Source organism: Parasphingorhabdus sp. JC815 (assembly GCF_040717415.1).
In the GTDB taxonomy this organism is placed as follows: Bacteria; Pseudomonadota; Alphaproteobacteria; order Sphingomonadales; family Sphingomonadaceae; genus Parasphingorhabdus.
This window is the reverse complement of the sequence record NZ_JBFEFM010000004.1, coordinates 86,713-100,348: the sequence shown is the minus strand read 5'-3', so window position 1 is coordinate 100,348 and position 13,636 is coordinate 86,713. Positions and strand designations below refer to the sequence as shown.

Annotated in this window: 11 protein-coding genes; 9 read left to right on the top strand and 2 right to left on the bottom strand. The window is 50.6% G+C overall.

Features of this window, described 5'->3' with window-relative positions:
• Together AB1K62_RS10380 and AB1K62_RS10375 are read left to right on the top strand one after the other, a co-directional pair.
• Positions 1–1,032, top strand: coding sequence for a DUF6607 family protein (locus AB1K62_RS10380; protein WP_367003473.1), 1,032 nt, complete (start codon positions 1–3; stop codon positions 1,030–1,032).
• A gap of 403 nt (positions 1,033–1,435) precedes the next feature.
• On the top strand, positions 1,436–2,620 hold the full coding sequence (locus AB1K62_RS10375; RefSeq protein WP_367003472.1) for a serine hydrolase domain-containing protein: 1,185 nt from the start codon (positions 1,436–1,438) through the stop codon (positions 2,618–2,620).
• A gap of 18 nt (positions 2,621–2,638) precedes the next feature.
• On the opposite strand, the gene AB1K62_RS10370 is transcribed toward AB1K62_RS10375, so the two are convergent.
• The gene (locus tag AB1K62_RS10370) at positions 2,639–3,091 is read right to left on the bottom strand and encodes an Lrp/AsnC family transcriptional regulator (protein WP_367003471.1); all 453 of its coding nucleotides are present in this window, start codon (positions 3,089–3,091) and stop codon (positions 2,639–2,641) included.
• 111 nt (positions 3,092–3,202) lie between these two features.
• Here AB1K62_RS10370 and AB1K62_RS10365 point away from each other — a divergent pair, with 111 nt between their 5' ends.
• Positions 3,203–4,372: an indoleamine 2,3-dioxygenase gene (locus tag AB1K62_RS10365; protein WP_367003470.1), complete on the top strand. Its 1,170-nt coding sequence runs from the start codon at positions 3,203–3,205 to the stop codon at positions 4,370–4,372.
• A gap of 40 nt (positions 4,373–4,412) precedes the next feature.
• Here the strand turns inward: AB1K62_RS10365 and AB1K62_RS10360 are convergent, their stop codons facing one another.
• Complete coding sequence (locus AB1K62_RS10360; protein WP_367003469.1) at positions 4,413–5,174, bottom strand: NRDE family protein; 762 nt, start codon at positions 5,172–5,174, stop codon at positions 4,413–4,415.
• Positions 5,175–5,365: 191 nt separating this feature from the next.
• Between AB1K62_RS10360 and AB1K62_RS10355 the strand changes: the two genes are divergently transcribed.
• The 6 genes from AB1K62_RS10355 (at position 5,366) to msrA (ending at position 13,611) form a co-directional block, all read left to right on the top strand.
• A complete protein-coding gene (locus AB1K62_RS10355) occupies positions 5,366–7,393 on the top strand; it encodes an NADPH-dependent 2,4-dienoyl-CoA reductase (protein WP_367003688.1) in 2,028 nt (675 codons plus the stop codon).
• Between the two features lie 224 nt (positions 7,394–7,617).
• Complete coding sequence (gene pabB / locus AB1K62_RS10350; protein ID WP_367003468.1) at positions 7,618–9,390, top strand: aminodeoxychorismate synthase component I; 1,773 nt, start codon at positions 7,618–7,620, stop codon at positions 9,388–9,390.
• Positions 9,391–9,414: 24 nt separating this feature from the next.
• Entirely contained in the window at positions 9,415–10,704 is a 1,290-nt protein-coding gene (locus tag AB1K62_RS10345) for an O-acetylhomoserine aminocarboxypropyltransferase (protein WP_367003467.1), read from the top strand.
• 223 nt (positions 10,705–10,927) lie between these two features.
• On the top strand, positions 10,928–11,227 hold the full coding sequence (locus AB1K62_RS10340) for an alkylphosphonate utilization protein (protein ID WP_367003466.1): 300 nt from the start codon (positions 10,928–10,930) through the stop codon (positions 11,225–11,227).
• A gap of 75 nt (positions 11,228–11,302) precedes the next feature.
• Positions 11,303–12,505, top strand: a complete 1,203-nt coding sequence (locus tag AB1K62_RS10335) for a pyridoxal phosphate-dependent aminotransferase (RefSeq protein WP_367003465.1) — start codon at positions 11,303–11,305, stop codon at positions 12,503–12,505.
• Positions 12,506–12,882: 377 nt separating this feature from the next.
• Positions 12,883–13,611 (top strand): peptide-methionine (S)-S-oxide reductase MsrA, encoded by a 729-nt coding sequence (gene msrA, locus AB1K62_RS10330; RefSeq protein ID WP_367003464.1) that lies wholly within the window; start codon positions 12,883–12,885, stop codon positions 13,609–13,611.
• Positions 13,612–13,636 lie beyond the last annotated feature (25 nt).

The window sequence follows — 13,636 nt, the reverse complement described above, 5'->3', positions numbered from 1 at the left end:
ATGAATAGAAAACTTAAAGCGAAATTGGGCGCAGCGATATTTGCTCTTGCCCTCGGCTCTGCTCCGGTGCTGGCGCATCCGCCAATTCCCGAACGCTCTGCTCATGCAGAAAAAACAGCCTTTGAAGCCGATCGGGCCGACATATTGGCAATGGCCGGAAATTATAAGGTCCGGTTTGACATGCAGGAATCCACGCCATGGAATGCGGATTACGAGCCGCGTGAGCGCAAAATTTCCGGTGGCCATGAAGTTGTGAGAGTTATTGAAGACAGCGGCAAAAAAATTGTTCTTCAACATTTGCTGGTTGCCAGAATGGATGATGGCACAGATTTTATTGTGAAGCATTGGCGTCAGGACTGGCAATATGAGCCAGCACAGATTCTTGCCTATTCCGACCGGAATAGCTGGGAATATCAACCGGTATCGGAAAAACGCCGTAATGGTCGTTGGTCACAAACCGTTTATCAGGTGGACGATAGCCCGCGCTATGCCAGCCTGGGCGAATGGGAAACACAAGGCGGCATCCGGCGCTGGCGTTCGGGTTGGACATGGCGTCCATTGGCCCGTCGTGATGCGGTCCGCGACACCCCTTATGATCGCTATTATGCCATCAATCGCCATAGCCCGACACCAGATGGCTGGATCCATTTTCAGGATAATATAAAAATGGGAATGGTCGATGGCAAACTGGTCCCCATTGTTTCGGAATATGTGCTGAACACCTATACTAAATTTGATGATTATAATGTTCAGGCAGCCGATGACTATTGGGCAAAAACCAAAGATTATTGGGCCAAGGTTCGCAATTCTTGGGAAGAAGCATTTGCATCTGGCAACGGAGTGACTGTGGAAGAGGAAGCGCAAACCGGAACCGTTATCAGCGGTGAATTGCTGGAAATGGGCACAAAAATTGCCAATGGTGAATTGGATAGTGACAGCGCTTCGAAAAAAGCGGTTAGCCTTATCGCCAATGCCACGCGTCCCGGCGCGGTCCAGACTGCTAAAAAGGTTTCAAAATCCGAAGCCTATTAAAGCCTACTCAAAGCGAAAAACACGTCAGTTATGGCCGCCAATCCGGGCGGCCATAACAACTGCGCGGGATTGCTGGTTTCCTGTTACGTCTGGGCCTTTCCTACAAGTGTGTTTCCATGGTAATATAAACGCCATTTTTTAAGGTTTGCAGGAGAGGATATAATCATCGAGCCAGTGGCAGATTTACGGGAAAATACCGACAATAACCCCGATGCGGGGGTGTGTGAAATGTGTGAACTTTGAAATGTAGTTTCGCTCAGCAAATGACCTAATAGACGGAAAAGAAAACACACTGAGATACTGTCATCTGCGGCATCGTCGGTAACACCAGCTTGGCAGAAATAGATGGTTTTCCTTTGTGAGCAGCGTTAACAAAACTGTCGAAACATAGGGGAGCACCAACATGACGGCAATCATCGAAGGCACGACTTCAGCGAAATTCGCGGGCATAAAAGATGAATTCGCACGTAATTTTGCAGAACGCGGAGAAGTTGGCGCATCGGTCTGTGTCAGTGTCAATGGCGAGACAGTCGTTGATCTGTGGGGCGGCATCGCTGATGTGAAAACAGATACCCCATGGGAACGTGACACAATCTCGATTGTATTTTCTTGCACAAAGGCTGCGACCGCTCTGTGCGCGCATATATTGGTGGACCGCGGTTTGCTTAAACTGCATGCGCCGGTAGCGGAATATTGGCCGGAATTTGCCAAAAACGGTAAAGAGAATACGACAGTGCAGATGATGCTCAATCATGAAAGCGCGGTGCCAGCGTTTCGTGATCCGGTAAAGCCGGGCGGCTTTCTGGACTGGGACTATATGATTAAACGGTTGGAGGATGAAGAAGCATTTTGGGAGCCGGGAACCCGGAATGGCTATCACATGGTCAATTTTGGCTGGACCGTTGGCGAACTGGTCCGCCGGGTGTCGGGCAAGTCGCTGGGCCAGTTTTTTCAGGATGAGGTTGCCGGGCCGCTGGGCGCTGATTTCTGGATCGGACTGCCTGATGATGTGACCAATCCGATTGCGCGGATTACTCCGCCGACGCCGGACCCGACTGCGGAGCTTAGTCCTTTTACCAAAAAACTGATGAGGGAACCTGATTCTATTCAAGCGCTCTCTTTCCTCAACAATGGTGGGTGGAATCAGAATGACCCGGCGGCTCACAAAGCCGAGATCGGGGGAGGTGGAGGCATGGCAAATGCCCGCGGACAAGTCGCGATGTATGAGCCATTAGCCCTCGGCGGATCGCATAAAGGCGTTAGACTGGTATCGCCTGAACGCTTGGCCCATATGGGACAGGTGTCAACAGCGACCCAAATTGATGCAACGTTACTTGCCCCTACGCGCTTTGCTTCGGGTTTCATGAAATCAATGGATAATCGCGCCTATCCCGGCGGGGACCAGATGTCGGTAATAATCGGTGACGCCGCTTTTGGTCATGTTGGTGCAGGCGGCTCAATCGGTTTTGCGGACCCGGAATATGGTTTGGCTTTCAGCTATACCATGAACCAGATGGGCATGGGATTATTGCTCAATGATCGCGGTCAAAGCCTGGTCGATGCCACTTACCGTCTGTTGCGAGAATAGCTTTCGCGGCTGCGCGACCTATGCGCGTTTGTCGGTCGGTGAGCCCAGACAGATATGGGAGGTAATACTGCTCACCTGTGGCAGCGTTCCTAATATATCGGCATGAAAAGCCTTATATGCAGCAAGGTCAGCTACCTCGACACGCAAGAGATATTCAACGGACCCGGTAATATTATGACACTCACGTACTTCAGGCGCCTTTGCAACCGCTTGCTCAAATGCCAGCGAGTCCTTCTTCAAATGTTCGGACAAGCCAACCATAACGAAAATAATGATGGCGGCACCGCGAACAGAAGGATCAATAACCGCCCGATAGCCCTTAATCAGGCCGGTGCGTTCCAGTTCTTGCACACGCCGCAAACAGGCGGATGGGGAAAGCCCCACTTTTGCGGCCAGATCAATATTGCTGATTCGTCCATCGCGTTCCAGTTGAAGCAATATATTTCGGCTGATGTTATCCAAATCCATCATATATTGCATAATACTAGGATAAGACGATTATAAAGCAAGAATATTGCGGGCATTTTGCGGTATTATTGTGCGGTCATTGGTCAACACCAAAAGCAGCATATGGAGCGCAGCATGACAGCATTAGATCTTGCAGATTACGATATTACGGCCGAGCGTGGCTTCCTTTCCTCCTTCGATTCAGCGCACACCGTTCTACCAGCCGAATTACATCCGGCTCGCGATTTAGCCATGGCATTGCCGCGCATTATCGTTACTGGCGAAGCTCGCCAGCATATAGAGGCACTGCCGTTCATTGATCTGGCTGATTTTTGCGCGAGCGCCAGTCTGGCCCAGCGACGACTGGCGATGGTCCATTACTCGTTTCTGGTGCAAGCCTATGTTTGGGGTGAGCCGGAGCCTCCGAAGGCGCTGCCCAAATGTATCGCATTGCCAATTTGGCAATTGGGCAATGCCATCGGACAGCCACCACTGCTCACTTATTCCAGCTATGTGCTCGATAATTGGGGGAGGATTGATGACAGCGGACCTATAGACCTGTCGAATATTTATATGATCCAACCTTTTCAGAGCGGGCAGGACGAAGCATGGTTTGTGCTGGTCCACGTTGCGATTGAAGCAAGGGCGGGAGAAATGCTGGCATCTATTCCGGCACTGGTGGAGGCGTGCAAGAGCGGAGATACCGCGACACTGGAATCCGGATTATCGGCTATGTCAGCGGTTTGGGATGATATGAACGATATTTTCGGGAGGATGACGGACCGCTGTGATCCCTATATTTATTTCCACCGGGTACGGCCATGGATTCATGGCTGGAAAGATAATCCGGCACTGGAAAAAGGTATGATTTACGAAGGGGTTATGGAAACAGGCGGTGAGCCACAGGCTTTTCGTGGGCAGACCGGGTCGCAATCATCCATTGTTCCGTCAATGGATGCGTTTCTCGGCATTGATCATGCGGGAGACCCGCTGCGTACTTATCTTGATCAACTCCATATTTATCGCCCACCCGAACACCGCCAGTTTATAGATGATATTCGCGCAAACAGTGTCTTGCGGCCATTTGTCACGTCCGCCGGTTCGCCGATATTGAATGAGCTTTACAATATATGTGTGCAGAATTTGACCCGTTTCCGCACACGGCATCTGGAATATGCAGCCAGCTATATCAATAAGCAGTCCAAAGGCGGCGCTGGTAACGTATCAGATGTTGGCACGGGCGGAACGCCGTTCATGAAATATCTGAAGAAGCATCGGGATGAAGCAGCGGCTCATATGCTATAAAAGGCGGCTTGCAGATCAATATGTTTGATCGCACTATCGCCTAGATGGGCCAAGTAAAGGCAAGACGGGTTTCGCCGGTCGTTTCTCCGGAAGCTGCAAAACGCCTTTCGATGATTGTCCCTGTGCCTTTATCGTCTATGGCAACGACTGTACTGCATCGGGTCCCATAAACCGGGTTCTGGATGAAAATACCTGAATTCCGGGGTTCGAGCGAATATTCCGCGCCACCGTTTATTTGAGCAGCAGTCGGGAAATTCTTCCGGTCAAGCAGCGGCTCCAGCAAAGTCTCCGGATCGTCAACGCGCTGGTCTATCCAGTGCTCCAAAACGGAATTGAGATGCGCGGCTTTTGGCCAGGGATTGTTCAGCGGACCATTTGAAAGGCTGTGGATTCCCGGCGCAAGAACGTCGCTGACTGTATCGGGCCGGTTAGAATGGATGAACGCCTGGTTCCGATCAACAGTGATTAAATTAAACGGATTAAATTCTGAAAACCGGGTAGTGCTGAGCTCTGCAAAACGGCCATGACCTGATAGATAGTCTTTTAGAAGATCTCCGCGTGAAGCCCGCTCAATATCCGCCGCTCCATGCCCGCTGAGATTGGTGATAGCGGCAAAGCGGCCCTCTTCGGAAATGCCAAGCCACGTTCCGCCAGCTTTTGTGTCCCGTCCCGCCAATAAATGAGAGGGATCATCCCATCTGGCCAGCGCTTCTGCCGGGCGCGTGTGGATTTCGTCCCGATTGGCCATGGCAACAAGCGGCCAGCGTGGGTGCGCTTGCCATGCAAATGCTAAGATACACATTGGGCCTCTATTACTGAATAGAGCAGGCTTGGCGACCATATTTTATCAAATCTTAGGCCATCATTGAAAAAACCAATATAGAAATAACGAGCTTGAGAACTGGAAATTATCAATAGATAGTTATTCGGAAATATTCCCAAGACTAATAGTTAGGATAATAGAAACGCTGATAAATTTCATTAGAAAGAAAAATTATGAATTATCCTCTATTGCTAGAGCCACTTAATCTTGGCTTCACCACCATAAAAAACCGTTCCATCATGGGGTCTATGCATACCGGCCTTGAAGAAATGGAGGGCGGGTTTGAACGTATGGCTGCATATTTTTCTGAACGTGCGGCGAATAATATCGGGATGATTATCACGGGCGGAATCGCGCCAAATGAAGAATCGTCCAGCGGTGGTGCTATGATGTCCAGCGAAGAGGAAGCGGAAAAGCATCGGTTGGTCACAGATGCGGTACATCAGGCGGACCCCGATGTCAAAATATGTATGCAGATACTGCATCCCGGTCCATTGGCTCATACAAAAAAAGCTGTTGCGCCATCTGCGGTAAAATCAAGAATTGCACGCTATGTTCCGAATGAATTAGATAAAGCAGGTATCCAAAAACAGATCGATGATCACGTGCGCGCCGCTGTAATGGCCAAGAAGGCTGGTTATGACGGGGTCGAAATTATCGGATCGGCGGGCTATCTGATTTCCACCTTTTTGGTGGAAAAGACAAATTTGCGTGACGATGAATATGGCGGTTCTTATGAAAACAGGATGCGCTTTGCTCTTGAAATCGTAGAGCAAACGCGCGCTGCAGTGGGTGAGGATTTCATCCTTATTTTTCGTATTGCGGCGATGGATATGCTTGAAGGGGGTATGAGCTGGGCAGAAATAGTCACTCTGGCTCAGCGGTTGGAACAGGTTGGTGTGACAATTATTTCAACCCATTTTACCTGGCACGAAAGTGCAGTGCCAACCATCGCAACCATGGTGCCCAGAGCAGCTTTTACATCTGTCACGGGACGTCTGCGTAAAGAAGTCAACGTGCCGGTAATCACGTCCAACCGGATCAATATGCCGCAGGTCGCCGAAGACGTGCTGGCCCGCGGTGATGCCGATCTGGTGTCTATGGCGCGGCCATTATTGGCGGATAGTGCTTTTATGCGTAAAGCTATTGAGGGGCGTGAAGATGAGATCAATACCTGCATCGCGTGTAATCAGGCATGTCTGGACCATACATTTTCAGGAAAATTGACGACCTGTCTGGTCAATCCGCGCGCCTGTCACGAGACAATTTTAAATTACGAGCCAGTGACCGCGGCAAAACGTATCGCGGTTGTTGGGGCAGGGCCAGCCGGCCTGGCTTATGCGACAGTAGCAGCGGAACGTGGGCATAAGGTCGTTTTGTTCGAAGCATCTTCAGAAATTGGCGGCCAGTTTAATCTGGCAAAAACAATACCCGGCAAAGAGGAATTTTACGAAACGATCCGTTATTATAAGCGAATGATCGAGGTACATGCTATTGATCTCAGGCTTGATACCAAAGCTGATGCTGCGATGCTTAAAGCTGAGGGGTTCGACCAAATAATTATTTCTACGGGCATCAAGCCCAGGACTCCCGACATTGAAGGTATCGATCATCCCAAGGTTGTCAGTTATATTAATGTGATAACCGGTAAAAAACCGGTCGGTAAAAAGGTCGCCATCATTGGTGCTGGCGGGATTGGTTTTGATGTTTGCGAGTTGATCAGCCATGCCGGGCCTTCCGGTGCTACAGACCGTGATGTGTTCGCGGCCGAATGGGGAGTTGATTTTGAAACTCATCCACGTGGCGGCGTTACCGGTGTCGAACCGAAGGTCGTAAAATCGGATCGTGAAATCACCCTTTTACAACGCAAAGACAGCCGCGTAGGTGCTGGCCTTGGTAAAACTACTGGCTGGACTCATCGGATCACTCTTGCGCGCCGCGGAGTAGGGATGATGAACAGCGTGGAATATGTCAAAATCGATGATGATGGCCTGCATATTTTACAGAACGGTCAACCGCAATTGTTGGAAGTTGATACCATCATCATTTGCGCCGGGCAGGATCCATTAAGGGATCTATATGAGGATCTGGTTGCGGACGGTTTGTCGGCGGAATTGGTTGGCGGAGCTTATGAGGCAATGGAACTCGACGCCAAGGCTGCTATTAATCAGGCTAGCTACATGGCAGCGGCAGTGTGAATTAGCAGTAGCCTTTTGTGAAGCAGGTCATTGGGTTGTTCACGCGAAGCGTCTGGACATCATTCTAAAAACCTTTGGTTACGAAGCCCGTATTGGGGCGGGCTATATGTTGTGTTGATGCAGCTAGGTAACTGGCGGCAAATGTCAGGCGTATCAGCGGTTCTTATTGTATAATTTCATTTCTGCTTATGGACGAACCGCATCAAAAGCAATTAGGGAAGGGTATGGTTCCAGATAACAGCCCTTTCATATTGCTTGATGATGCCCGCGAAGGCGAAGGGGCAGCTCCGGCACGGCTTTACAGTAATCCGGTAGAGACGCTTATGGCCAATGAGCCGGACGAGCTTGATGCGGTTTTAAACCATGTGGCTGCTGCGCAAAGGGAAGGTCTCCACGCAGTAGGTTACATGTCTTATGAAGCAGGGCTGACATTGGAAGATCGATTAGCCATGCGACTGCGCACCGACCGCACATGTCCATTGGCATGGTTCGGGTTGTTTGAAGGTTATGATTTATTGACCCCCAAAGCCATGACAATATGGCTGCCGGATGCCAAGAGTGCGTGGATGGGAAAAATACAGCCTGATATTAGCCGGCAGGACTATGACAGCGTGTTTGGCAAGGTTCGGGATTATATTATCGCAGGGGACATTTATCAGGCTAATCTGACCTTTCGTGCCCATGCAGCATATGCGGGCCATCCGCTAGGGCTATATTCAGCGATCCGCAGGCGAGCAAAAGCTGGTTATGGCGGAGTAGTATTTGACGGTCAGAACTGGCTATTATCATTTTCTCCCGAATTATTTTTTGCGATAAAAGACAATCGGATCACTGCCAAACCGATGAAAGGAACTTCCGCTCGGCTTGTGAATGAAACAGCCGATGCTGAAGCACGGGCACAGTTGCAAAGCGATCCGAAACAGCGAGCCGAAAACCTGATGATTGTTGATTTGCTGCGTAATGATCTATCGCGGCTTGCGGAGCCGGGTAGTGTGCAGGTGCAGGAGTTATTTCAAGTAGAGAGCTATCCAACCATTCATCAAATGACATCGACTGTGACGGCAAAGCTTGCTGAGAACCGCGATGCGGTGGACCTGTTACGTGAGATTTATCCATGCGGTTCTATTACCGGTGCGCCAAAAATCCGCGCCATGGAGATTATTGATGAACTGGAAAGCGATCAGCGTGGCATCTACTGCGGTGCGATCGGCCGGATTGATGCAAATGGTGACGCGGCTTTCAATGTTGCAATTCGTACGTTCTTTCTTGGCCAAGGACAAGAAACGCTTTCCATCGGCCTTGGCTCTGGCGTAGTGGCTGATTCTGTTGTGGATGATGAATGGCGGGAATGTCTCGCAAAGGGGAAATTTGCTGCCGTGAGTGAAGGCGCAGACGATATAGTGGACTTAATGGAGACGATGGCGTTTGTTCCCGAACGCGGTATCGTGCGTCTTGAGGCCCATCTGGAGCGGATGAAGGCGAGTGCCGCTGCACTGGAGTTTGAATTTGACCGCCATGCCGCTCGTAACGCCATACAGGCGATCACCTTTTATCAGGAGAAGCCCGCAAAAGTGCGGTTGATGCTGGCCCGCTCCGGCGCGATCGCGATTGAATTGCAACCGATGCCGGAGCCGCTCGCAGAGCCGGTGAAGATGATGCTGACACCTATGCTGGCCAACTCCATGGATTACCGTCTGCGCCACAAAACGAGCGACCGCAGCATTTATGACGCGCCCGCAATTCAGGGTAAGGCACATCCATTATTCCATGACCCTGACGGTTATCTGACCGAGGGGGCGATCTGGAATATATTTGTTGAACGGGGTGGCAAATTGTTGACACCGCCTCTTTCGCGCGGTGTCCTGCCGGGAATATTGCGCGCAGAGTTACTGACAAACGGAGATGCCGTTGAATCTGATTTACAGGCTGGAGATATAGACAGTAACCTCTATGTTGGAAATAGTTTACGGGGCCTGCTGAAGGCCCGGCTAGTTTGAATATATATTTTTACGGAGAATATTATGACTGACGATCTGGAAACCACTCATCTGGAGACTATGGCAGTTCACGCCGGGACCGAACCTGACCCGACAACCAATGCGCGCATCACCCCGATTTATCAGACATCTTCTTATGTGTTCGATGACGTCGATCATGCAGCAGATTTGTTCAATCTGGATGCCGTAGGCAATATTTATACCCGCATTACGAACCCGACCAATGCCGCGCTTGAAGGCAAGGTCGCTGCGATGGAGGGTGGCGCGGCTGCATTGGCCGTGGCCTCTGGCCATGCTGCACAAGTGCTGGCTTTCCATGTATTGATGGACCCCGGCGCACATATTGTAGCAGCCAATAAACTTTACGGCGGATCGCTGAACCAGCTCGCCCATGCGTTCAAGAAAATGGCGTGGAATGTCACTTTTGTCGATGCGGATAATCTGGAAGAAGTCCAAAACGCCATTACCAATGAAACACGTTGCGTTTTCATTGAAAGCCTCGCCAATCCGGGCGGCGTGGTTCAGGATATAGCCGGCATTGCCGATATTGCCCATGCAGCTGGTATCCCGCTGATTGTTGATAATACGATGGCATCACCCATGCTATGCCGTCCATTTGAGCATGGCGCGGATATTATCGTGCATAGCGGCACAAAGTTCCTTGGTGGTCACGGCAATAGCATTGCCGGTCTTATCGTTGACAGCGGCAAATTTGATTGGACGAAGAGCGAGAAATTCGCCCATCTCAATCAACCCAATCCATCCTATCATGGCAAGGTCTTTACCGAAGCCTTTGGCGAACTGGCCTTCATTCTGGCGGCGCGGGCATTGGCTTTGCGTGATCTGGGACCGGCGCTATCCCCGTTTAACGCGTTTCAGATATTGACCGGCATGGAAACACTGGCGCTGCGGATGGAGCGGCATTGTTCCAACGCACTGACCCTGGCGAACTGGTTGAAGGAACGTGATGAAGTGAGCTGGATCTCCTATGCCGGTTTACCGGACAGCCCCTACCACAGCCTTGCACAGAAATATCTTGACGGACAAGGCGGCGCTGTTTTCACATTCGGCCTTAAAGGTGGTTATGATGCAGGAGTTAAGCTTGTATCATCGGTAAAAATGTTCAGCCATCTGGCCAATATCGGCGATACACGTTCTCTTATCATTCACCCGGCTTCAACCACGCACCGCCAACTGGATGCGGAAGAACAGGCCGCAGCAGGTGCCGGACCGGATGTTGTCCGCGTGTCAGTCGGTATTGAGCATATTGATGATATTATCGCTGATATGGAGCAGGCGCTATCGTCGCTATAGTCGGAACTGAGGTTAGTTTTATTCCCTCGTTGAGCAGGTGAGAAGTCAAAACGGTTAGTGATTTGATGCTATACCTGATTTAGAAACGGGTTCGGTAGGCTCACCACTAACAATTTCTTGCCTGACCAACGGGGATAAAAACCATCAGAATGACGATATTTTACTAAATAAAGTTCAGTCCCGCCATATTGAGCGAAATTGGCCCCATAACAGAAAGAGCAACATGACCTCAGGTGATGAATATGTTTATGACGAGGACAGCGGAGAGTGGTTAAGTCCCGAAGATGTAGCTGCGAAGAAGAAAGGGCCGGACGTTGTTGATGCGGTAGGTAATCCTCTGGCCGATGGCGATGCGGTGACGCTCATAAAAGACCTGAAAGTAAAGGGGGCCGGGCAAACGCTTAAGCGCGGGACTTTGATAAAGTCCATCCGGCTTACCGGCGATGCACAGGAAATTGATTGCAAGCATGAGGGGATAAAAGGTCTGGTCCTGCGCGCGGAATTTGTGAAAAAACGCAGCTAAGTAAATCGCCCTGTTGCACTGCTGTCACAACGGCATTATGCGCTGGCTGTTCTTTCCTTGAAACAGGTTTTTTCCATGCCCCAAATTTCCGAAGCTTTAGGCCGTATTCAACCCTCCGCTACTCTGGCTATGACTGGCCGGGTCAATGAGCTTAAGGCACAAGGCATCGACATCATTGGTCTGTCGGCGGGCGAGCCGGATTTTGACACCCCGGATTTCGTCAAGGAAGCGGCTATCAAAGCGATCCGAGACGGGGAAACCAATTATACCACCGTTGATGGCACGGCTGCCTTGAAAGATGCTATCGCCGAGAAATTTGCGCGCGACAATGATCTCAACTATACGCCTTCGCAGATTTCGGTGAACAGTGGCGGTAAACATACATTGTTCAATGCGCTGGTGGCGACAATTGACGCCGGTGACGAAGTTATTATCCCTGCGCCCTATTGGGTCAGCTATCCCGATATGGTCAATTTTGCCGGCGGCACACCCATCATTGTTCAGGCAGGCGCGGACCAGAATTACAAGATAACACCGCAGCAGCTTACAGCCGCGATTACACCGAAAACGAAGTGGCTGATCCTCAATTCTCCCTCCAACCCGACTGGCGCTGCTTATAGCAGGGAAGAGCTGAAGGCGCTTGGTGACGCATTACTGCCGCACCAGCATGTCATGATTATGACCGATGATATGTATGAACATATCTGGTACGCCGATACCCAGTTCACAACTATCGCGCAGGTTTGCCCCGATCTGTTTGACCGCACGTTGACGGTCAATGGCTGTTCAAAAGCCTATGCGATGACCGGCTGGCGTATTGGTTATGCCGGTGGTCCGGAATGGTTGATCGGTGCGATGCGCAAATTGCAGTCGCAATCAACATCCAACCCCAGTTCAATCTCCCAAGCAGCGGCACTAGCTGCGCTTACCGGGCCACAGGACTTTTTGACAGAGCGCAATGCAGCCTTCCTGAGCCGCAGGGATCTGGTGGTTTCGATGCTGAATGATACGCCGGGCTTGAATTGTCCGACACCTGAAGGCGCTTTTTATGTTTATCCCGATGCCAGCGAGCTGATCGGCAAGACAACACCAAAGGGTGAGACCATTCAAAGCGATCAGGACTTGATCGGATATTTTCTTGACGAAGCACAGGTCGCAGTTGTCCATGGCGCTGCTTTTGGTCTCTCGCCCGCGTTCCGCGTGAGCTATGCAACATCTGAAGAGATTTTGCAGGAAGCATGCACCCGTATTCAACGGGCATGTTCTGCGCTGCGCTAGGTTATTGTCATGCAGCATTGCTATAGCGATAACCGAAAAGGAAAACTTTGCGCTTAAAAACTGAATATCGTCTTGTGACGCCATTCACAGCGTAGAAAGTTGCACTAAATTATTACAGTAACCGAATCAGGAGACATTCCGGATCAGGGTCAAAAGTGACCAGACAACGAATAGTCACAAGGGTTAAATTATGCCGAGGTTTTTGAAATCAGATTTGACATATAGCTTGAGCGGCGGGTTCATCCTCGGCGCGCTTGCCCTGTTTTTCATGCAGCCGGCTGACGAGCAGCAGAGTTTTAATCAATATTCCTCTTCGGCTATTAGCAACGCTCAGCAGGTGATGCACTAGGTCCGATGAAAACAGAAAGGCGTTTGATATGAATACGACCTTTCCCAAAATAGCTATCGTCGGCGCAAGCCTTGCTGCTTTTGCTATAGTGTGGGTTGGTATCAACGCCGCTTCTCCCGATGAGAATAACCTGTTTGCCGGTGAGGCCTATGCCGCTGAAAGAGCGGTAATCATTCCTGCTCCCCGTATTGACGCGCCCGAAAAGGGTAATCGTGCCGTCGCCATATTTGCCGGTGGCTGTTTTTGGGGTGTGGAGGGCGTGTTTGAACATACCAAAGGTGTAATCAGCGCGGTGTCGGGCTATCATGGCGGTGGTAAGCGGTCCGCATCTTACAAGCTGGTCAGCGCGGGAATGACCGATCATGCCGAAGCGGTGCGCGTCATTTATGACCCGGACGTGATTAGCTATGGCCAGTTAATGCAGATATTCTTTTCAGTGGTCCACGACCCAACGATGATGAATGCTCAAGGACCCGATCGCGGTAAACATTATCGCAGTGCGCTGATACCGATGAACAAGGCACAGGCCAAAGCAGCGCGGGTATATCTGGCCCAGCTTAATGCCGGTAAATATTGGAACCGGCCCATTGTAACGACGGTCGAGGCCTATAAAGCCTTTTATCCCGCGGAAACCAACCATCAGGATTTCATGCAGAAGAACCCCCGGAACGGTTATATCTTGCGCTGGGACAAACCGAAATTGGCCAATCTAAAAAAGCATTTTTCCGCAAAATATCGCGCAAAGCCGGTAAGCTAAGCCACATTAACCGTCATTCCTGCCA